Source organism: Hymenobacter monticola, assembly GCF_022811645.1.
Taxonomy (GTDB): Bacteria; Bacteroidota; Bacteroidia; order Cytophagales; family Hymenobacteraceae; genus Hymenobacter; species Hymenobacter monticola.
In genome coordinates this window covers 4,666,303-4,687,030 of sequence record NZ_CP094534.1, presented here as the reverse complement: position 1 = coordinate 4,687,030, position 20,728 = coordinate 4,666,303, and the positions used below count along the sequence as shown (strand labels likewise).

Genomic DNA, 20,728 nt, shown 5'->3' with positions numbered 1-20,728 from the left:
TCATGGAAAACCCCGTTATCATTCTTGGTGCCCAGGCTGTGGGCACCGCCGCCCTCGATGCCTTCCTCTCCAACGACGTGGTGGTGTACTGCCTGCTCGACGACGATAAAAAGCTGCAAGGCACCGAACTGCTCGATGTGCCCGTGATGGGCAACACCGACGACGGCGAACTGCTGAAGCTGCTGGGTAAAAAGTGCGAAGTATTTGTGGCTACCGAGGACACCGCCAGCCGCCGCAGCCTCACTACCATGCTGCGCAACGAGTACGAAGCCGTGCCCGTGAACGCCATTCACCAGCGCGCCAGCGTTTCGAACCACGCCACGCTGGGCCACGGCAACTACATCGGCCCCAACGCCGTGGTGGCCGCCACGGCCACCGTGGGCGACGGCTGCCTGGTGGGCGCCAACGCCGTGGTGGAAGCCCGCGCCCACGTGGGCAGTTTCGCCCAATTGGGCAGTGGCGCTCTCATCGGGGCCGATGTGCAAGTAGGGGAGCAGGCCTTCGTAGGAGCTGGTGCCGTGGTAGTGGCCGGTGTCAAAATCGGCGATAAGGCCCGCGTGGGCGCGGGCTCGGTGGTGGTGGCCGATGTGCCCAACGGCCAAACGGTGTTCGGCAACCCAGCGGTGAAAGTTTAAGAAGGGTTAAATGTTGAATGTTGAGTTGGTGCACCATCCCGAGCCTGATATGCCGGGATAGTACTCAAAACTCAAAACTCAAAACTTTAGAATGTATCAGGTTCTTCTTTATTATTGCTATACCCCGCTCGAAAACCCCGAGCAATTCCGCGACGAGCACCACCGCCTGTGCCTGGAGCTGGACTTGCGCGGCCGCATTATTGTAGCTGCCGAGGGGCTGAACGGTACGGTGTCGGGCACCGTGGAGAATTGCGTCGCCTACATGGCTGCCGTGAAGGCCGACCCGCGGTTCGAAGCGCTGGAGTTTAAGGTAGACGACGTGGCGGCGCACACTTTTCAGAAGCTGCACGTGCGCGTGAAGCCCGAAATTGTGCACAGCAGCCTGCACCACGTGCGGCCCCACGAGAAAACCGGCCAGCACCTCTCGCCTCAGGAATTCAAGGAATTAAAGGACCGCGACGACGTGGTGGTTGTAGACGTGCGCTCGGACTACGAGTACAACCTCGGCCGCTTCAAGAACGCTGTGACGCTCGACATTGAGAACTTCCGTGACTTCCCCGACCGCGTGGAGCGGCTCAAGGAATTCAAGGACAAGAAAATCCTGACTTACTGCACCGGCGGCGTGAAGTGCGAGAAAGCCAGCGCCTTCCTGCTGGAGCAGGGCTTTGAAAATGTGTACCAGCTGCACGGCGGCATCATCAAGTACGGCATCGAAACCGGCGGCGAGGACTTCGACGGCCAGTGCTACGTGTTCGACAACCGTGTGGCCGTGGACGTGAACCGCGTGAACCCCACCGTGATTTCGCGCTGCCAGCACTGCCAGCAGCCCAGCAACCGCCTCATCAACTGCGCCAACCCGCACTGCAACGCCCACCTGCCGCTGTGCGAGGCCTGCGGCGAGCAGCTGCAGGGCGCCTGCTCCGAAGCCTGCGCCGCCCACCCCGACAAGCGCGTCTACGACGGCACCGGCGCCTACCCCAAGCTCAGCAACCACTACAACCCCGCGCAGGGCCTGGCGTCCTACGGGAGCGTTAAATGTTGAGGGTTGAATGTTGAGTGAAATAATTTTTTTACTCAACATTCAACCCTCAAAACTCAAAACTATTCGCAAAATGATTCCCAACTCCGAGCTCATCTTGAACCCCGACGGCAGCATTTATCACCTCAACCTGCTGCCCGACCACATTTCCGACACCATCCTCACCGTGGGCGACCCCGGCCGGGTGGCCCAGGTGAGCCGGCATTTCGACTCGGTGGAGTTTGAAACCACGCACCGTGAGTTTGTGACGCACGTGGGCTACTACCGCGGCAAGCGCCTCACGGTGCTGAGCACCGGCATGGGCACCGACAACATCGACATCGTGATGAACGAGCTTGATGCGCTGGTGAACATCGACTTCATGGCCCGCACCGTGCGGCCCGCCGAGGAGCGCATGAGCCTGCGCATCATCCGGCTGGGCACCAGCGGCAGCCTGCAGGCCGACGTGCCCATTGGCGCCATGCTGGCCACCGAGCACGCCGTGGGCCTCGACAGCCTGATGCAGTTTTACCCGCTGATGGAAACCGGCCTCGAAACCGAAGTGGCCACCGAGCTGCAGCGCACGCTGGGCCTGCCCTTTGCGCCCTACGTGGTGCGCGGGTCCGACCTGCTGCGCGAGCAGTTGGGCACCAACATGGTGATGGGCAACACGCTCACCTGCCCTGGCTTCTACGGCCCGCAGGGCCGCAGCCTGCGCCTCGACCTGCGCACGCCCGACTACATCTCGCGCCTGCAAAACTTCCGTCACCAAAGCGCCGAGGGCGAGTTTCGCCTCAGCAACTTCGAGATGGAAACCGCCGGCTACTACTCGCTGGGCCGCCTGCTGGGCCACGAGGTGCTGTCGCTGAACGCCATCGTGGCCAATCGCGCCACCGGAGAATTCGCCGAAAACGCCGCCGCCGTGGTCGATGCCATGATTGAGCAGACCTTGCAGCGGCTGTAGGCAAGAGAATGCAATATGTAAAACGTCCTGCTGGGAATTGCTCAGCAGGACGTTTTTTTGTGGCCGGTATTTCCTGCGCGTACTACGGCAATTCCGCCAGAAACTCCATGGTGTCGATTCGGTCGGCGTATTCGCTCACGGCGGGTTGCTGGGCTTGCCCGAACGGCAGGCTGCCCGCAAACCGGGCCCCGGCCGACACCACGCACTGCATTTGGGCCGCAATGTCTGTGAGTTGGTCCACTAGGTCGATTTCGCTGCTGTACTCAGCGTAAAACACCATCGAAATGGGCGACACCAGGCCCTGGCTAGGCCGAATGAGGAAGAAGCCGTTGTCGAAGTGCGGTTCCCGGTTCACCAATAGAATGCTCTTGTTGTAGTCGTAGTTGTTATTGTATTTGTGATGATGCAGCACGTTTTCGAACGGCTGCAGGGCGTCCATCAGCGGCACGAAGTCGTAGCCCACGGGCACAAATAGCTTGCTCACGTTGCGGCAGCCCAAGCCGTAATACTGGAAAATATCGGGCCCCAGCTTGGCCAGTTCCTCAGCGGTTTCCTGGCCCGTGAGCACGGCCACGCTGGTGCGGTTGCGCCGGATGAGGTGGGGCTTTTTGCCGAAATAATACTCGAAGTAGCGGGCCGTGTTATCAGAGCCGGTGGCAATGAAGGCATCGGCCGCGTTCAGGCGCGGCAGCACCTGGATAGACGCCCGGAAGCGCGGCTCCAGCTGCGTCAGTTCTTCCAGCAGCCACAGCATCAGCACGGTATCGTCGGCGCTGAGCTTAGCTAGCAGCACGTGGCCGCTGAGCAGCACGCACAGCACGTCGTGAAAGCCGACCATGGGAATATTGCCGGCCATCACCACCCCGATTTTGTGCACGGTGGTGGGCTCGGCCGGGTAGCGGGCGGCCCAGTGGCGCAGGGGCTCCTCGGCCAGCAGGTGCGCGATGCCGGCCACGGCCGCCGCCACGCTGGGCCGGTCGAACCAGGCGTTTTGGTTGCGGGCGCGGGCCGCCAGCGGGGTAAGCTCGTCGGGAGAGAGGGAGGCGAGGCGGTGGCCCAGGGCCACGAAAGCGGCCAGACGTTCAGAATGATTCATGCAAAGGAAATAGCGGCCTGCCGGCGGCTCAGAAGTCGAATGGCGGGAATGGGCCGCAAAATTGGGCGAAACCGTGCAAACCCCGCCGTCGTTGGTTAATTTTGTTCGGCCAAAGACCGGCGCGGGCCGTCCGTTTTACGTAAAGCCTGCCCGTAACGCTTTGGTTTCCCTTCACCCCTGATTTCCTGACGCCCCATGGCCATCATGATAACCGACGAGTGCATCAACTGTGGTGCCTGCGAGCCGGAATGCCCCAACAACGCGATTTACGAAGGCGGCGCCCAGTGGCGCTGGGCCGATGGCACCACCCTGAAAGAAGTAACCACCGGCGACGGCGCCACGGTGTCGGGCACGGCCCCCCAAACGCCGGTGTCGGATGAGTACTACTACATCGTGTCGGACAAGTGCACCGAGTGCGTGGGCTTCCACGAAGAGCCCCAGTGCGCCGCCGTGTGCCCCGTAGACTGCTGCGTGGACGACCCCGACATGCGCGAAACCCGCGAGCGCCTGCTCGAAAAGAAAGACTGGCTGCACGTTGCCGCCTAGGCATTGGCTGAATTCCACAAAAAAGCCCGCTTCAACCGAAGCGGGCTTTTTTGTGGAATTCACTGCGCTGCCGCGGTGGGCGCTTGCGGGGTTATTTTCACTCCCGTGTACAACTGTGGGTTGTCGACCGACGCCATGGGCTCAATAGTCAGGCGTTTGTCGTAGCGGCTCACGTTGGCCAGCTTCAATAGCGTCTCATAGTTAGCGGTATGGCCAGACCGGGGCTTTACGAAAAAGCTGTTCACCCGCAGCGTGGCCGGGTCGTAGCTCACGTCGAGGCCGGTGGAGTCGTGCCAGTAGGTGGTTACGGTTTCGGTGGTGCCCGAAGCACCGTTCTGAGACATGGCATTGGGGTCGGGCCGGATGCCCTGGCCGGCTAGCGGCCGAGCGATTTCGCTGGCGCTCAGGCCCAGTAGCGCGGGCACATCAAAGGCCCGGCTGATGGTGGGGGCAGCCGGCGTAGTGGCCGGCGCTTCGGTGGCGGGCTGGTCGGCGGTGGCGCAGCCCAGCAAAAAAGCCAGCGGCAGGATAGGGGAGTAGCGCATGGGATAGGAGTAATGAATGTGAAGCTCCTATATACGGGAACTACTTAATAACTGTCAATAGCAAACCTAAAGATTCGCCTTATTGGGGCAGTTTAGTTATAAGACAAACGGGATGTCGCCGTTTTTCTCAATGCTCAGCAGTTCGTTTTTCAATAGTAATAATAAGCTGATGTGTCAACTTGGCTACTGTGGCTAAACATAAGCAAATAAAAAAGGCCCTTCACGACAAGTGAAGGGCCTTTTTAGCAAACGGTAGCGGTCTGGACGGAACCCAAACGAACCCCTAAATGACTAAATTAACTCTCTTTTTTACAGCCGCTTGCGTGAAAAAATGGGTTAGATGAAATTCCTTGTGGAGCGTAAATGGGAGCTAGGGCTCCCTAGTGGATTTCTGGCAACAGTTTTACATCAAATCGGGCGGCTACATCGAGCAGCATACTGCGCAGCTGCTGCGAGTCGTGGGCCAGCATTTCCAGCAGCACCAGCATGCGGTCAAAGGCCTCATTGGCATTGGCCGGCACGCTACGCGTGAACACGCCCCGCACCTGCCACAACTCGCGCAGGTCTTCCTGCGGCAGGATGAACGGGTCGTAAAACCGGTTGTCCGATAGCAATTCCAGTGGCTCGTTGCGCTTCACCGGCCCGCGCAGGCGCTTTACCATGAGCCGGTCGTTAGCCACCACCACGTACACATGCTTGGGTTGAATCAGGTCTAGCCGCTCGGTGTATGAGGCAATGACCAGGTCACCCGGGCTCAGCGTCGGCTGCATGCTGTTGCCCGATACCTCGAACGCCCGGTATGACTTACCCCGTAGCCCCGGCACGCTGATGGTTTCCAGCTCTGCCATCATCTCTTCCGGGTTGCGGGCGAGCAGGTAACCTGCTTCCACTTTCCCCGTCACGACGCTGGTTTGTTCCTCGCCGTTTTCGTTTACCGTCACTGCTTTCGGAAAACCGGTGTACGAGGGGGCAGGGTTAGTCTTCTCAACTGGCACTTCTGCTACTGGAGCCGAAGCGCGTGTCACGGGCGCATCCGAGTGCAACATAGGCCCCTCGCCGCGCATCAACCATTCCGAACTCAATTGCGGGTAATGGTCGAGAATGTCCATTAGAGTTTCATAACCTGGCTTCGATTTATTCTGAACCAGCTTATACAACTTTTGGGGACCTTCGTAGCCTAGATTCTTAGCTAACTGATAGGCGGACAAGCCAAAATGGCTCATTACGTCGTTTATGCGGGTGCCAACGGTTGCTCTTGAGTCCACTTTTATTGCTGTTAGTGGGTAAACTTTTTTTGCTGTTACCAACTTTAGTAGCCACATTTGGGCTTAGAAGTCTAAACAAAGATACGTAATAGCAAACAAAATGGAACAGTTCGCAAAGATTATTTCTGAGCTGCGGGCCACGCTGCCCAAGCGCAACGACTTTGCCAAGCGCACAGTCGACTTACTGGCCTCAAAAGGCAAGACCTACTCCAAGCAGCAGGTCTACAACATTCTCAATGGCCGCTACCACAATACCGACGTGGCCGAAGCTTTCATCAGTGTGGTCGAAACCGAAAAGGAGCGGGTGAACGCCCTGCAGGCCCGGGCCACTAAAGCCACCGCCGCCTAGTCATGCAAGTTGCTCTCTTAGTGCCCGAACAGGAGTGGCAGCAGCTGCTGGCCGACGTGCAGCGCCTAAAGGAATTTGAAGCCGCCGCTCCTAAGACCCGGCCAGCTCCGCCCGACCGGCTGCTCAATGTCCGCCAGGCCGCCGACTATCTCAACATTACGCCCGCCGGCCTGCGCCGCGCCCGCCGCGCCGGGCGCCTGGCAGGACTCAAACTCAACGAGAAGGAGTGGGGCTTCTACGAATCGGAGCTCATCCGCTACCTCAACCGCTACAACCGCCGCCAGCTGCCGCCCATGCCTGCGGTGCCGCAAAGCCGCCCACTCATGGCTAAGGCTGCCTAATCCCTTGTCATCATGTCCCAGCTACTTCCCCTTGTCGGCCCCGCCGGGACCGACGCCGGCAGCCCGCCGGCCACGGCCTCCATCATCACCATCCAAAAGGTCAAGCTCAAAGACCAGCACCTGACATGCGAATTCACCGAGCAACGCACCCAGGATGCCCCGCCACGCGCCTTTGCCCTCACTTGCGCCGAGCAAGTGCATCCTGACCTGCCCCACGCCCTGAGCCGCCTGGTGCCGCACCTCTGCCTGCTCACCGAGCAGCTGACCGAAACGCCCGACTTCTGGCCCGACGTGGCCGAGGAGCTACCCGCCCGTTTCGAAGCCTTCACCGTCACTGGCTTCTCGATGGGCAAAGGTCAGGGCGGCGTTACGCTCATCGGCCAACGCGCCCTCACCGGCAACAAGGTGCTGAATCTGACCAGCCCCTACGTCAGCTTTACCGACGAAACCGATGCGGCCTACCCGTATGCGCCCCTGCTCGAAACCGAGTTAGCCGAGGCCCTTACCGAGGTTGAAGCCGCCTTGCGCGGCAAATGCACCGAGTACCGCCAGCTCGACCTTTTTGAGCAGCCCGGCAGCGCCAGCACACTTCTGGTTTCCACACGCCCCGAGGCATGAAGCTCCCGGCTATCCAATTCTACCCCGGCGACTGGCACAAGGACCAGGGCGTCCAGGCCCTCGACCTGCTGCAGCGCGGGGCCTGGTTCGAGCTGCTGTTGATGATGCACGACAGCGACGAGCGCGGCGTGCTGCTCGTCAACGGCCAGCCTATGCCCGATGCCGTCATTGCCCGCCGCCTCGGTTTGGATAACCAAACTGCCAACCAAATTCTAACCACCCTGCTAACCTATGGCGTAGCCAGCCGCCGCGACACCGACGGCGCGCTGTTCTGCCGCCGCATGGTCAAAGATGAAAACCTGCGTCAAGTACGCACGGCCGCCGGCAAAAAGGGCGGAAATCCACGTTTGCTTAACCAAACCGCCAACCAAACGCCAACCACCGGGGATAAGCAAATTCCAACCCCTTCATTTTCATCTTCAATTACAACTTCAATAAAAGAGAGAGAGGTGGCTGACGCCACCGCGCCCGCTCTCCCCGTTGAAAAAGTTGTGAAGGAGAAGTCAGCCAAAAAAACAGCTGACGCCCGGAAGCAGAGTGCCGCGCCGCCCACGCTGGCCGAGGTCCAGGCCTTTGCCGGCGAGCAGTACGCCACCAGCGCCGAGGCGCAGGCCGAGGCCGCCGCCTTCTGCGACCACTACGAAAGCAACGGCTGGCGCGTGAGCGGCAAAACCCCCATGGTCAACTGGCGCGCTGCTTTCCGCAACTGGATGCGTCGCCGCCCCCAATTCCAGGCCGCTGGCTCCCACGGCAGCGGCCCGCCGGCCCCCGTCCGGGCCCGCACCTCACCCAAACCGCTCGACCCCACCCGTTGGAGCTAACTCATTGCCTCATGTCCGAAGACCGTCCCCAAGTTTATTCCGCCCGCCGCGCCGTTTCCGCGCCCACCAGCGGCCAACTGCCACCCCAAGCCCTCGACCTCGAAGCCGCCGTGCTCGGCGCGGCCCTGCTCGAAGCCGAAGCCCAGCGCACCCTGCTGGCCACACTGCCCGACGAGCAGGTATTCTACTCTACCGCCCACCAGCAGATTTACTTGGCCATCCGCGACCTGGTGCAGCGCGGCGAGCACGCCGACCAACTGACCGTCGTGCAGCAGCTGCGCCACCGCGGCACGCTGGAGCGCACCGGTGGACCGCACTTCGTGGCCCAGCTGACCATGAAAATCAACTCGGCCGCCCACTTCGAAACCCACTGCCGCATCTTGCAGGAGCAGCACGCCCGCCGCGTCGTCATCACCGCGGGCACCGAGCTAACCGCCCACGGCTACGACCAGACCCGCGACCCCCTGGAGCTGCTGGCAGACGCCCAGACCCATCTAACCGCGCTTCACCGCACCCTCGAAACTCGCCCCGGCCAAACCGCCGCCGACGCTTTCGACGCCACCTTCGACCGCCTGGCCCAGGCCGTCCAACAGCGCGGACTCACCGGCATCCCCACCGGTCTCACCGCCCTCGACGGCCTCACCGGCGGCTGGCAGCCCGGCGACCTAGTACTACTCGCCGCCCGCCCCGCAATGGGCAAAACCGCTGCTCTGCTGCATTTCGCCCGCACCGCCGCCCTCGACCACGGCTACCACACCGCCATTTTCAGCCTCGAAATGCCCACCCTGCAACTCATGCAGCGCATGGTGGCCAGCGAAGTCCCCGGCTACAGCAATTCCGACCTACGCCGCGGCAACCTGCCCGGTGGCCTCGAGCAAGTGGCCCATATCCGCCAACAGGCCCAGCGCCTGCACACGAACGGCCATACCCTGCACGTTGACGATACACCCGGCCTGAGCATCCAGCAGCTGCGCGCCAAGTGCGCCCGTCTGCATGCTCAACACCTCTTGGGCCTGGTCTTGGTCGACTACATCCAACTCATGCGCGGCGACCAGAAGGGCAACCGCGAGCAGGAAGTAGGTAGCATCAGCCGCGGCCTCAAAGAGTTGGCAAAAGAGCTTAATGCCCCGGTCATCGCCCTCAGCCAGCTTTCCCGCGACGTGGAGAAAAGGGGAGGAGAGAAGCGCCCCCTGCTCAGCGACCTGCGCGAGTCCGGCAGCTTGGAGCAAGATGCCGACTGCATCGTCTTCCTCTGGCGCGGCGAGTATTACGACATCGCCGAGTACGAGGATGGTACCGCCACCGCAGACACGGTTCTGTTCGACATCGCCAAGCACCGCAATGGCGCCACTGATGAGGTGGTGGCGGCTTGCTCAATGCGCCGCGGCACTTTCTCCGACCTCACGCCCAATATGGCCCCAGCGCACATTTAACGGCTGCCTGCATTTTACTCGCTTACTTTGACCTAAATGGAAACTATTGCTCCCGGTGTTATTTATTCCTGCGGTTATCAGCTGCGCACGTTGCCCGACTTTCTGGCCCAGCTGCTAAAGGCCAATGTGACCGTAGTGCTGGATGTCAGGGAAACCCCTTGGAGTTACCGGCCTGGCTTTTCTGCAAAGCCACTACGTGAAGCCTTACAAGCTGCTGGTATCGACTATGAGCACGCCCGATATGCCGGCAACCCCAAGCCGCTCCGTCGGATAGCAGATTCGCATCAGCACTGCCTGGAGTTATATGCTGACCACTTAGAGCAGCAACCCGACATCGTAGCCCAATTTGATGCCTGGTTACAACCTCGGCTGGCCCGGGGCCAAAGCGTCTGCTTGCTCTGCTACGAACGTCATCCGGCCGACTGTCACCGCGCCATTTTGCTGTACCGCTGGCAGGCTCAGACCGGTCACGATGCGCTAATAGTACACCTGGACCCCGACGGCGCACCCAGGTTCACAACCCAAGACTTAGCTGCAGTGCAGGCCCTGGTTTGCGCGTAGGCTTGGCTTTACTAGCCAGGTGCTCTGCTGTTTGCGGATACCATATACCGATGATACCAAAGTTGCCTTGGTGCTTGGCAAAATTTCCCAATAGCAGGTGCAAATCGTGTTTCGTAAGGTCGGCCAGTTCCTGCATCCGCTTAAGCGCCGCGTCCTTGCCCTTCTTTCGCCCCAGCTGAGCCAGGCCCCAATCCATGATGCCGGCGGTGTGCCCACCTGGGCAGTCCGGATGGGCACACCGCCACTGCATGTGCACTTTAAATTCCTGTGGGTCCAAGTCACGCATTTGTGGCTCGTCAAATAGCTTGAGCCGGCTCTTCAATGCCCGCATCAGGTTCCGATGCTCCCGCAACTCGTCGGCCGGCCGTTCTACAATCCAAACGCGTTCAACCTGGCCAACCTTGACCACGCCAAGCGAGGCCTTCGCCGCCCGCTGAGCTGTTTTTAAGTCATTGATGCAGCCGTAATGCCAGGCCGGGTTCTTAAATAGTAATTCCCGCCTCTCGGCCCAGTTGTTTTCGGTTTTGAGCTCCCCAACCACCCGAGGCATGCCCACCACTTTATGGCTTTCCGGGCGCGCATCCGTGTAGTTGCGCTCCACGTTGACTTCTATCCAGTTGTACAAGCTGTATTTGCCGAACGCTGGCAAGTAGCGTAGCGGCACCGGGTAGAGTCGTATGGGGGTGCCATCCTCTCGGCAGCCAGCAGTGCAAACGACCTCGCCGTGTTTCTTGCTTAGCTCAGGGTAGGTTTTGCCCCAAATCAGTATTCGCTCAACTGGCATTGGATGACTCGGATTAGGTAGGTTCCAAATCTAGCCCTCAGGTATTTATAATCCTAAGCTCCCAAGTAGCTCCCTTGAGTGATTGGCTTTTGCAGCCGTACCATTTCTGGCAATTAGCAGTGGCAATGTCGCAAAGAGCAGCCTACGGTTTTGGTCAATGGTGGCACTTTCACGGCCATAAAATGAAGCTGATATGTGGGTTCTGCAATAACTGATTACATAGCAGTCAGTCTATTGAAAAACATTATGCTTCACCTTAGCCATGAAGTTGAAACCGATTACCAACGGATTAGAAAAAATTGACCTCTAGAAGGGTCTATTGTAGTGTTAATAATCCCAGCTACATTAGCAGACTTTTTCTACCCGATAAGTTTTATGCTAGCCAAGAAAGAGATGTCCGAGCGCGACATCTGCACCAAGTTCATTACCCCCGCGCTCGAACAGGCTGGCTGGAATAAGCTCAGCCAGTTCCTGGAGGAAGTCTCTTTCACTGACGGCAAAATCTACGTCAAAGGCAAGCTCACTGCCCGTGGCAAAGCCAAGCGCGCCGACTACATCCTCTACTACAAGCCCAACATCCCCATGGCGGTGGTGGAGGCCAAGGACAACAAGCACTCCGTCAGCTCGGGCATGCAGCAGGCCATGGACTACGCGGCCATCCTCGACTTGCCCTTCGTGTTCAGCTCCAATGGCGACGGCTTTGCATTCCACGATAAAACTGTCACCGAAGGCCCCCTCGAAACCTCTTTGGCTCTCGATGAATTTCCCTCGCCCGAAGTGCTGTGGGCTAAATACAAGAAGTACAAGGGCCTGGAGTCCCCACTGGCCGCCAAAATGGCCGAACAGGCGTACTACTCCGACGGCAGCGGCCGACGCCCGCGCTACTACCAGCAAATTGCCATCAACCGCACCATTGAGGCCATTGCCAAAGGCCAGGACCGCATTCTGCTGGTAATGGCCACCGGCACTGGCAAGACCTACACAGCCTTTCAAATCGTGCACCGCCTCTGGAAATCGGGTGCCAAAAAGCGCATCCTGTTCCTGGCTGACCGCAACGCCCTCATCGACCAAACCCGGCGCGGCGACTTCAAGCACTTCAAAGACAAGATGACCGTGGTCCAGAACCACCAGGTCGACAAAAGCTACGAAATCTACCTGGCCCTCTACCAGGGCCTGTCCGGCTCCGAAGAAGCCAGCAACATCTACAAGCAGTTCAGCGAGGACTTCTTCGACCTCATCATCGTCGACGAGTGCCACCGCGGTAGCGCCCGCGAAGACAGCAACTGGCGCGAGATTCTGCGCTACTTCAAGAAGGCATCCCAAATCGGCCTCACCGCCACCCCACGCGAAACCACCGAAGTCAGCAACATCGAGTACTTCGGCGACCCGCTCTACACTTACTCCCTTAAGCAGGGCATCGACGACGGCTTCCTAGCTCCCTATAAAGTGGTGCGCATCGGCATGAACGTCGACTTCGACGGCTGGCGTCCCGAAGCCGGCAAAACCGACGTCCACGGCCAGGAGGTGGTAGACCAAATCTACAACCTCAAGGACTTCGACCGTAAGCTTGTTATCGAGGAACGCACCCAGCTGGTGGCCCGCAAGGTGTCCGAGTTTCTCAAGGGCTTTAATCGTCTAGCCAAAACCATTGTGTTCTGCGTCGACATCGACCACGCCGAGCGCATGCGCAAGGCCCTCGTCAACGAGAACCCCGACCTGGTAAAAGCCGACCACCGCTACGTCATGCGCATCACGGGCGACAACGAAATCGGCAAAAAGGAGCTCGACAACTTCATCGACCCCGAGCAGAAATACCCCGTCATCGTCACCACTTCCGAGCTGATGACCACCGGCGTCGACGCGCAAACCTGCCAGTTGATTGTGCTCGACAGCAACATCAACTCGATGACCAAGTTCAAGCAAATCATCGGCCGGGGCACCCGCATCAACGAGGAGTACGGTAAGATGTTCTTCACCATCCTCGATTTCCGCCAGGCCACCAACCTCTTCGCCGACCCTGATTTCGACGGCGACCCCATCCGCATCAAGGAAGTTGACGAAGATGACGACCTCGAACCCGAAGGTGCTGGAGAAGGAGGGGAGGAAGATGATGACCAGCCCGTAATTGATATCGAAACCGGTGAGGTAGTTGATTTCCCGGAAGTGGAGGACGAGGAAGAAGAGGACGACCAGCTTGGCCCCGATGGCCCCAGAATCCGCCAGCCCGGTGGAGGCGGCCCCAATCCGCCTCCGCCGCCCGCCTACAAAATCTACGTCAACAACGTGGACGTGTCCGTGCTCATGGAGCGCGAGATGCACTTCGACCAACACGGCAAGCCCATTACAGTAAAGCTCACCGACTACGCCCGCCAGCAGATAAAAGAGCAGTTCCCTACGCTCGAGGAGTTCCTCACCACTTGGCAGGCCACCGACCGCAAAGCTGCCATCCTGCAGGAGCTGGAGGAGCAGGGCGTCCCCGTCGAAAAGCTGCAGGCCTCGGTCAGTCACGACGTCGACCTGTTCGACCTCATTTGCCACGTCGCCTACGACCAGCCCCCGCTCACCCGTAAAGAGCGGCTCAACAACGTGAAGAAGCGCAACTACTTCACCAAGTATGGCGACCAGGCCCGCAAGGTTCTCGAAGCCCTGTCCGAGAAGTACGCCGACAAGGGCCTGGAGGAGCTTGAAAGCATGGAGGTACTGAAAGTGTACCCGCTCACCCAGCTTGGTTCGCCCGTTGAGATTGTGAAAGGCTTCGGCGGCAAAACCAAGTACCAGCAAGCCATCCAAGAGCTGGAGCAAGAGCTATACCGCTCCGCCTAAAATCCTCACACCCGTCTGATTTTTTTGCACCATAGTGCATGTAAAGCGCGAGCTGCATACATTGGCAGCCTGTTCTGCTTATTCGCACCATTTTAAGAATTATTTACACTTTCCCCTGAATGTCTAACCTTTCATCGCTCTATAAATCCATCGAGAAAATCATGTGGCAGGACACCGGCCTCAACGGTGACGCCCAGCGCATCGAGCAGTTCGCCTGGATGCTGTTTTTCAAGATTTTCTCCGACAAAGACCAGGAGCTCGAGCTCATGGACGACGCATACCAGTCGCCCATTCCCGCCGAGTACCGTTGGGACGCCTGGGCTGCCGACGACGAAGGCATGACCGGCGACGCCCTACTCGAATTCATCGACCGCGACCTGTTTCCCGCCCTGCGCGGTCTCGACGTAAGCACCGGCAACCGCCGTGCCCTCATCGTGCGCGAAGTATTCTCGGGCAACAACAACTACATGAAGTCGGGCGGCAACCTGCGCAAGGTGCTCAACAAGCTCAACGAAATTGACTTCAACCGCGCTAAAGACCGCCACGCCTTTGGCGACATCTACGAGAGCATCCTCAAGGGCCTGCAAAGCGCCGGCAAAAGCGGCGAGTTCTACACGCCCCGTGCTGTCACGAACTTCATCTGCGACATCCTGGCTCCCAAGCTCGGCGAAACCATCCTCGACCCCGCCTGCGGCACCGGTGGCTTCCTCACCTCCGCTGTCGAAACCCTCAAAAGCCAGGCTACCTCCGTGGCCGACCAGCAGGAGCTCCAGAAGGTGAAAGGGTGGGAGTACAAGCCCCTGCCGTTCCTACTGGCCACCACCAACCTCATTCTGCACGACGTGGAGGTGCCCAACATTACCTTCCGCGACGTGCTCGACCAGTCCCTGAGCGCCTACTCCCAGAAAGACCGGGTCGACGTGGTGCTCGCCAACCCGCCCTTCGGCGGCGTGGTGGCCAACGGCAACGAAGCCAACTTCCCCGCCAACTTCCGCACCAAGGAATCGGCCGACCTCTTCCTTGTCCTCATCATGCACCTGCTCAAGGACGGCGGCCGCGCCGGCGTAGTGCTGCCCGATGGCTCCCTCACCGGCGAGGGCGTGAAGCAGCGGGTGCGCCAAAAGCTGCTCGAAGACTGCAACCTGCACACCATCGTGCGCCTGCCCAACTCCGTGTTCCAGCCATACGCCACGGTGGCCACCAACCTGCTGTTCTTCACCAAGGGCACGCCCACCAAGGAAATCTGGTACTACCAGCACCGCCTGCCCGAGGGCCAGAAGTCCTACTCCAAAACCAAAACCATTCGCCGAGACGAGTTTCAGCCCCTTGAGGCGTGGTGGAAAAACCGCGAGGAGAGCGAAGTGGCCTGGCGCGTACCTATTCAAACAATTATTGACCGCAACTACGACCTAGATATTAAGAATCCGCACCAGGTCGAGGAAGCGCACGAATACACCAGCGCCGAGCTGATTGAGTTGTTGGGCCAGAGCTTTTCGAAGAGTGAGGCGTTGTTGAATGCGTTGAAAGGGGAGTTGGTATGAATCGTATAGCTGTTACAAGAGCGTTTGACGCTTTACGCAAGCGTGAAGGCAATACCATTCCATTCTTGAAGACGATGTTTTTCGACGAATTACGTCGGAAATACCCAGCTAAACCGCTTCGAAATCTCCTTACCGAATCGAAAGGTGGTTCTTGGGGGAGCGACTATTTTGACGGAGGCATTAATGCAAAAGTGTTGAGAAGCCCTGATATCAGATTTGGGTTTATCGATTTTGAGAAAGCGGAGGAGCGTTGCTTCACGCAAAAGGAGATTGACAACTTCAATTTGATGGACAACGACGTTGTTGTCATAAAATCAAATGGCAGTCTTGATTTGGTTGGTAAAAGCCAAGTTTTCAAATCAGATTCCTCCTTTCCTTACGTCATTGCCTCCAATTTCTTATTGGTGTTGCGTCCGGACCAGAAGCGTATTTGGCCGGCGTATTTGGACTTGTTTTTAAAGTCGCCACAAGCTCTTGCTTGGAAGTTTGACACGCAGAAAACAACAACCGGACTACGTAACCTTGACACCAAAGGCTTTTTGAGCATCGAGGTTCCATTGCCATCCACTCTGCTTGAGCAGCAACAACTGGTAGAAGATTTCGAAGCCTTAGTAAAAGGAGAAAACCTGCTTGAAAGTCAAGTGCTTTTCAATGCCTATCAACTGTGCCAAAATCTAAAAGGCATTGATGAAGAACACGACCAGCAAATCGTCCACCTCACCCAGCTCCGCCAAGCCCTGCTACGCGAGGCCATGCAAGGCCAACTACTCCCCCAAGACCCCACCGACGAACCCGCCGCCCTGCTGCTGAAGAAGCTGCAAGCGGCTAAGGCAGCAACGGGGAAAAAGGGCAAGGCTGGTGCCTTGTTTGAGGAAGAGGTAGAAGCGGTGGAAGGACCGTTTGAAATCCCCGCGAATTGGGCATGGTGTGAGCTTAAGGAACTTATGGTTTCTGCTTCAACAGGCCCATTTGGCTCCATGCTACATAAGCATGATTACGTTTTTGGCGGGATACCATTGGTTAATCCAATGAATATCGTGGAGGGCAAAATTGTCCCTTCAGAGAAGATGACGGTTACTCCAGATACCAAGAAAAGATTGACTAGCTATATACTGGATGCAGGAGATATTGTAGCAGCAAGAAGAGGCGAAATGGGCCGCTGCGCTATCGTTACTGATAAAGAAGATGGCTGGTTATGTGGAACCGGCTCCTTTTTCATGAAACTCAATAAACTCATTGACAACGAGTATTTTGTAAGAGTGTTTAGGTCTGAATATTCTAAAAATTACTTACTAAGCGCTTCGGTCGGTTCAACAATGAACAACCTGAACCACCGAATTCTAAATAAGCTTCTGATACCCCTGCCTCCACTAGCTGAGCAGCGCCGCATCGTATCAAAACTAGAGCAGCTTATGCAGCACTGCGACGCATTGGAGCAGCGCATCCGCGAGAGCCGCCGGCTGGCCGAGCAACTGCTCCAAACCGCCCTGCGCGAGGCCCTGGCCCCGCCTGTCGGCACCGAGCCCGCCGAAGAAGCCGAACTGGAGCTGGCCGAAGCTGAAACTTCAGCCCCGCCCAAGGCCAAGCGGGGCCGCCCGCGCCGACCTGCATTCACCCTAGAAAACGCGCCGCCCGACCTGTTCGATGCTATCCAATTTGACGAGTAGTATCCCCTAGCTGCTTCGTCCTCCCATCCTCCTTTCTTCTGCAACCATGTTCGAAACCCGTAATGCTGTATTCCGGCAAGGCCATTTCTACGACACCCGCGACAACCAACGCATCGAGCTGCACGAGGGCACGCAGGTGTGCCTGGTTGCCCAGGAAGGGGGCTTTCGCCAGCTGCGCCCCATCGGCCTCAAGCCCGAGCACTACCGCAGCAGCGAGGAAATGCTGGCTGAAGTGAAGCATCAACACCACTTCCGCAAAGAGTGGCTGCTAGCCAAAGCCGGCACCATCCTCTACTTCGGTCTCCAAAACAAGAAGCACGTCTTTGCCGCCCAGCTGCTCGAAGACCTGTACCTCTACAACTGCAGTCACTGGAAGGACGAAACCGACCTCTACCTCTACGACTGCGCCTGTGAGTTGACGGAAAATACCAACCGCTCACTCAGCGTGTTCGAGCCCGTGTTCGGTGCCTCCCTCAACGACCTCTACAACAAAACCTACGTCCACTTCCTCCAGCACAAAGGCAACGCCTCCCGCAACGCCGTCACCGTGTTTTACCGGAAGGAAAGCCTCGACCCCGCCTCCAAATTGGAGAAGGAGAAAAACTCCATCCAAAAAACCTTCACCAGGAAGCTCAACGCCCTGAAAAAGGAGATGGAAAACTACAAAAACGGGCTTGGCCTCTAGCGCCTAGCTCCGGCAACGATGTGCCGGTCGGAATTACTTCCGGCAAGCACTTCATTGCTCTTCAATCAGATTTTCTCTCACTCATTACCTGTTACTGCATGGATATTTTTACTTCCTCCAAAGGCAAAGCACCCGGCGTCGACTCCCCCGACAATCTGGACGAATTGCTCGCCGCCACCGATTCCAAGCTTGGCACCGACGAAGCCGCATTGCGCAACCGTGGCTTCCAAGCCGCCGGCAAGTCTGATGCCGCGCCCCAAGCCCTTACCGTTAACCTGACCATGCTCCACCAAGAGCACGTCAGCCGCCTCGGCACCCGGGCAGCGGAGTACCGCGGCAAAATTGCGGAGCTCACCGAAGCCAACGAGCCCCTAATACGCCAGGTCGCCCTTATCGAAAACGAAGAAATACAGTCTCGCCAAGAGCAGATTCAGCAACTCAAAGACGAGATTGATGAAATTCCTGGCAACCCAAAAAAGTACGAGCTAGAGAACGACGAATTTAGCCAGTTTGAGTTTGCCATCAGCTCACTGTTTCTGATTTTCCTCACTCTTTACCTGATTGTTTTTTACGTTTCAACCAGCTATTCCGCCTTCTTCCGCAATGCTGCGCAGGACTTGCAAGCCCTGCAGCAAAACGGCGATATGTCGGTGCTGTTCAGTAACGTTTTCGACCCCAAAGCCTTTTTGCATGCCCGCGAGCAAGGCGGCCTAACGCTGCCCTTGGTGCTGCTCATTCCCTTTGTGTTTCTAAGCCTTGGCTACATGATTCACAAGGCATTTCAGCGCAAAAACATGCTGATGGCGACGGCCCTCACCTTAGGCGCCTTCGGCTTCGATGCCCTCCTCGCCGGCAAAATCACTTACAACCTCTACGACCTAAAACTCAAAACGGGCGTTGCCACCGAGCCTTGGCACACCTCCCAGCTCCTCAGCGACATCGACTTTTGGATAGTATTGGCAGCGGGCTTTCTGGTGTACATCCTCTGGGGCCTCATGGTTAATTCTGTAGCCGAGCAGGCCAAGAACTCCCAGCCCATTCAAGCAGCCATCCGCCGCCGCAAGCGCAAGATTGACCAACTCACCGCCGAGATTCAGCAGTGGCGCGAAAAGCTCGAAGAGTTGCGCACCAAGCTTGACGCCAACCTTGCCCTTATCAAAAAGCTGGAATCCAGTCTCAGCCAAAAAACCATCATGTGGTCCGAGTTTGAAGGCGAAATAGCCCAATTCACCAAAGGCTGGCTGGAGTTCATTAGCGGCACGCAAATGCGTGTTAAGGAACGGCAGGACGAGGCTACGGACCTTGTCAAAGAATATTTACAACAAGTCCAAAAGCAACTCAAGCCGAGTGCCCTCTAAGAGCATAGCTGTATGAATAAGAAGTTTATTTTACTCATGACGCTGGCGGTAGTGGTATTCATTGGTGCGGTCATGGCCCTTGTTTACACTACCCCGCCGCCGCCCCCTCCCAAGGCCGTAGCCCAGCATCACATCACGGTCCTGCTCGACTTGTCCAACCGTATCGACCCAAAGTTGGGCCGCGGCCCTCAGGCCGTGCGCGACCTGCAGGATATTAAAGCAGTGACAGAAGTATTCAAGCAGCAGGTCAAGCACAACTTCTACGTTAACTCTCGCGACCAGCTTTCGGTACTGGTGTCCCGCCAACGAGGCAGTACGTCCGATGCGCAATCCAACCACCAGGCCGATTTCATGGTGGATATGGCCGCCTTGCCCCTCAATAACAAGCAGCAAAAGCGCGTAGAAAGCCTCACCGATTCGCTCTTGCAACAAACGGTACAGCTCTATTCTCAAACCCAGGCCCAGGCGGCCCAGCAAGGCTATACTGGTGCTGACATCTGGAGCTTCTTCGAAACCGAGCTGCCAATGTACCTGCTCACGGGCAAGAAAGCCCCGCTGGACAGTGTGGTGCAAACGCTGGTTATTGTTACCGACGGGTACAACGACTTCTCCGTCGATATTCTCAAAAAACGGCCTTTTAGTGGCAACCGCACCTCCTACGGCCAGGTCAATACGCTCTCTCACAAGCCCGACCCCATCGGTACGTTCGACAGGGAAAACTACGGGATGATGGCCAGCCAGAAATACCCCGATTTGCGGGTAGTTGTGTTAGAATTAGCCCCTCACGGCAACGACGCCACGCACGAGCAGTTAATTCTTCGGTATTGGAACAAGTGGTTTCAGGAGATGGGCATCCCCGCCGAACACTATAAGTTGCTGCTCAACAACGTGCCTCCTGGTATCATTGAGAAAGCAGTGCTGGACATGATGAACGCGCCTGCTTCCGGGCCTAAAGCTGTTGCAGCCCTCAAATAGCCTTAGTTGTCCTGACTCTGTAAATACGCGGAGGAAGCCACCTCATGCTTTCATTACCATGCTCATGCGCCACCTCTACCTGCCCGCGCTAGGGTTTGCCTTAGCTGCTTCTCTATCTTTTAGCAGTTGCTCCAACGCCTCCGCCGATTCCGACGAAAGCGCTGAAGCGGAAGACTCCTCCCCATCAAGCGGCTACGCCGATGGTACCTACTGTGCCGAGGTCACCTACTACTATTCGCCCACCGGCACCAATTCCACCTACACCCTCCTCGTCGACGTCGAAGACAACCACCTGGTCAAAATCCACTGGCCCAACGGCGGCTGGCTCGATGAAACCCACTACAACGGCCCCGACATCGAGGACGGCGACGCCAGTTTCACTAGCGACGTAGGCGCCGACTACACTGTGCGCATCCAAGGCGAGGAAGGTTCCTGCTCCACCGATTCCGACGCCACCGGCGAAGCCGATGTGGTGCAGGAGCACGAAGACCAACTCCAAGCCAATGCCACCGAAGAAGCCCGCGTGCAGCAGGAGGACGAGGACCACCGCCGGCAAGTACGCCAGGAGGAAGAAGAGGAGGAACAGCGTCAAGCCCAGCAACGCGAAGAAGAGCAGCGCCGCCGCGACGAAGCTGTCACCGAAACTGAGGAGTAGCTTCCCTTTTTGCCTACTACTCATTGGCTACCCCGAGTCAAATACCGG

21 protein-coding genes are annotated in these 20,728 nt (G+C 57.9%); 17 read left to right on the top strand and 4 right to left on the bottom strand.

Going from position 1 to position 20,728, the window contains the following annotated elements; all coding sequences use genetic code 11:
* The first annotated feature begins 2 nt into the window (after nucleotides 1-2).
* The 3 genes from MTP16_RS19615 (at nucleotide 3) to MTP16_RS19605 (ending at nucleotide 2,617) form a co-directional block, all read left to right on the top strand.
* Nucleotides 3-635 carry a NeuD/PglB/VioB family sugar acetyltransferase gene (locus tag MTP16_RS19615; protein ID WP_243513017.1) on the top strand — a complete coding sequence of 211 codons (633 nt, stop codon included), beginning with the start codon at nucleotides 3-5 and terminating at the stop codon, nucleotides 633-635.
* A 91-nt stretch (nucleotides 636-726) separates the two neighbouring features.
* Complete coding sequence (gene trhO, locus MTP16_RS19610; RefSeq protein WP_243513015.1) at nucleotides 727-1,677, top strand: oxygen-dependent tRNA uridine(34) hydroxylase TrhO; 951 nt, start codon at nucleotides 727-729, stop codon at nucleotides 1,675-1,677.
* Nucleotides 1,678-1,747: 70 nt separating this feature from the next.
* Complete coding sequence (locus MTP16_RS19605) at nucleotides 1,748-2,617, top strand: nucleoside phosphorylase (protein WP_243513013.1); 870 nt, start codon at nucleotides 1,748-1,750, stop codon at nucleotides 2,615-2,617.
* Between the two features lie 82 nt (nucleotides 2,618-2,699).
* On the opposite strand, the gene MTP16_RS19600 is transcribed toward MTP16_RS19605, so the two are convergent.
* Nucleotides 2,700-3,713, bottom strand: a complete 1,014-nt coding sequence (locus MTP16_RS19600; protein ID WP_243513012.1) for an acyl-CoA reductase — start codon at nucleotides 3,711-3,713, stop codon at nucleotides 2,700-2,702.
* Nucleotides 3,714-3,908: 195 nt separating this feature from the next.
* Here MTP16_RS19600 and MTP16_RS19595 point away from each other — a divergent pair, with 195 nt between their 5' ends.
* On the top strand, nucleotides 3,909-4,259 hold the full coding sequence (locus tag MTP16_RS19595; protein WP_243513011.1) for a 4Fe-4S dicluster domain-containing protein: 351 nt from the start codon (nucleotides 3,909-3,911) through the stop codon (nucleotides 4,257-4,259).
* A gap of 59 nt (nucleotides 4,260-4,318) precedes the next feature.
* On the opposite strand, the gene MTP16_RS19590 is transcribed toward MTP16_RS19595, so the two are convergent.
* Together MTP16_RS19590 and MTP16_RS19585 are read right to left on the bottom strand one after the other, a co-directional pair.
* On the bottom strand, nucleotides 4,319-4,804 hold the full coding sequence (locus MTP16_RS19590; RefSeq protein WP_243513010.1) for a hypothetical protein: 486 nt from the start codon (nucleotides 4,802-4,804) through the stop codon (nucleotides 4,319-4,321).
* A gap of 380 nt (nucleotides 4,805-5,184) precedes the next feature.
* The gene (locus MTP16_RS19585) at nucleotides 5,185-5,745 is read right to left on the bottom strand and encodes a S24 family peptidase (protein ID WP_243513009.1); all 561 of its coding nucleotides are present in this window, start codon (nucleotides 5,743-5,745) and stop codon (nucleotides 5,185-5,187) included.
* Nucleotides 5,746-6,169: 424 nt separating this feature from the next.
* On the opposite strand from MTP16_RS19585, the gene MTP16_RS19580 reads away from it, so the two are divergent.
* From MTP16_RS19580 to MTP16_RS19555, 6 genes are read left to right on the top strand one after another with little or no spacing between them, the layout of a single operon-like run.
* Nucleotides 6,170-6,418 carry a hypothetical protein gene (locus tag MTP16_RS19580; RefSeq protein ID WP_243513008.1) on the top strand — a complete coding sequence of 83 codons (249 nt, stop codon included), beginning with the start codon at nucleotides 6,170-6,172 and terminating at the stop codon, nucleotides 6,416-6,418.
* A 2-nt stretch (nucleotides 6,419-6,420) separates the two neighbouring features.
* On the top strand, nucleotides 6,421-6,759 hold the full coding sequence (locus MTP16_RS19575; RefSeq protein ID WP_243513007.1) for a helix-turn-helix domain-containing protein: 339 nt from the start codon (nucleotides 6,421-6,423) through the stop codon (nucleotides 6,757-6,759).
* A gap of 12 nt (nucleotides 6,760-6,771) precedes the next feature.
* Entirely contained in the window at nucleotides 6,772-7,377 is a 606-nt protein-coding gene (locus MTP16_RS19570; RefSeq protein ID WP_243513006.1) for a hypothetical protein, read from the top strand.
* Nucleotides 7,374-8,198, top strand: a complete 825-nt coding sequence (locus MTP16_RS19565; RefSeq protein ID WP_243513004.1) for a hypothetical protein — start codon at nucleotides 7,374-7,376, stop codon at nucleotides 8,196-8,198. Before MTP16_RS19570 ends, MTP16_RS19565 begins: the two co-directional genes overlap by 4 nt.
* Nucleotides 8,199-8,209: 11 nt before the next feature.
* On the top strand, nucleotides 8,210-9,631 hold the full coding sequence (gene dnaB, locus MTP16_RS19560) for a replicative DNA helicase (RefSeq protein ID WP_243513002.1): 1,422 nt from the start codon (nucleotides 8,210-8,212) through the stop codon (nucleotides 9,629-9,631).
* Nucleotides 9,632-9,667: 36 nt separating this feature from the next.
* Nucleotides 9,668-10,192, top strand: a complete 525-nt coding sequence (locus tag MTP16_RS19555; protein ID WP_243513000.1) for a DUF488 domain-containing protein — start codon at nucleotides 9,668-9,670, stop codon at nucleotides 10,190-10,192.
* On the opposite strand, the gene MTP16_RS19550 is transcribed toward MTP16_RS19555, so the two are convergent.
* Complete coding sequence (locus MTP16_RS19550; protein WP_243512999.1) at nucleotides 10,146-10,856, bottom strand: hypothetical protein; 711 nt, start codon at nucleotides 10,854-10,856, stop codon at nucleotides 10,146-10,148. The two genes, MTP16_RS19555 and MTP16_RS19550, sit on opposite strands and share 47 nt — an antisense overlap.
* A 495-nt stretch (nucleotides 10,857-11,351) precedes the next feature.
* Here MTP16_RS19550 and hsdR point away from each other — a divergent pair, with 495 nt between their 5' ends.
* From hsdR to MTP16_RS19515, 7 genes are all read left to right on the top strand, one after another.
* Complete coding sequence (gene hsdR, locus MTP16_RS19545) at nucleotides 11,352-13,799, top strand: EcoAI/FtnUII family type I restriction enzme subunit R (RefSeq protein WP_243512998.1); 2,448 nt, start codon at nucleotides 11,352-11,354, stop codon at nucleotides 13,797-13,799.
* 119 nt (nucleotides 13,800-13,918) lie between these two features.
* On the top strand, nucleotides 13,919-15,340 hold the full coding sequence (locus MTP16_RS19540) for a class I SAM-dependent DNA methyltransferase (RefSeq protein WP_243512997.1): 1,422 nt from the start codon (nucleotides 13,919-13,921) through the stop codon (nucleotides 15,338-15,340).
* Nucleotides 15,341-15,414: 74 nt separating this feature from the next.
* Complete coding sequence (locus MTP16_RS19535; RefSeq protein WP_243512996.1) at nucleotides 15,415-17,007, top strand: restriction endonuclease subunit S; 1,593 nt, start codon at nucleotides 15,415-15,417, stop codon at nucleotides 17,005-17,007.
* A 46-nt stretch (nucleotides 17,008-17,053) separates the two neighbouring features.
* Complete coding sequence (locus MTP16_RS19530) at nucleotides 17,054-17,692, top strand: hypothetical protein (RefSeq protein ID WP_243512995.1); 639 nt, start codon at nucleotides 17,054-17,056, stop codon at nucleotides 17,690-17,692.
* Between the two features lie 98 nt (nucleotides 17,693-17,790).
* A complete protein-coding gene (locus MTP16_RS19525; RefSeq protein WP_243512994.1) occupies nucleotides 17,791-19,050 on the top strand; it encodes a hypothetical protein in 1,260 nt (419 codons plus the stop codon).
* 12 nt (nucleotides 19,051-19,062) lie between these two features.
* A complete protein-coding gene (locus MTP16_RS19520) occupies nucleotides 19,063-20,025 on the top strand; it encodes a hypothetical protein (protein ID WP_243512993.1) in 963 nt (320 codons plus the stop codon).
* Nucleotides 20,026-20,089: 64 nt separating this feature from the next.
* On the top strand, nucleotides 20,090-20,680 hold the full coding sequence (locus MTP16_RS19515; RefSeq protein WP_243512991.1) for a hypothetical protein: 591 nt from the start codon (nucleotides 20,090-20,092) through the stop codon (nucleotides 20,678-20,680).
* Nucleotides 20,681-20,728 lie beyond the last annotated feature (48 nt).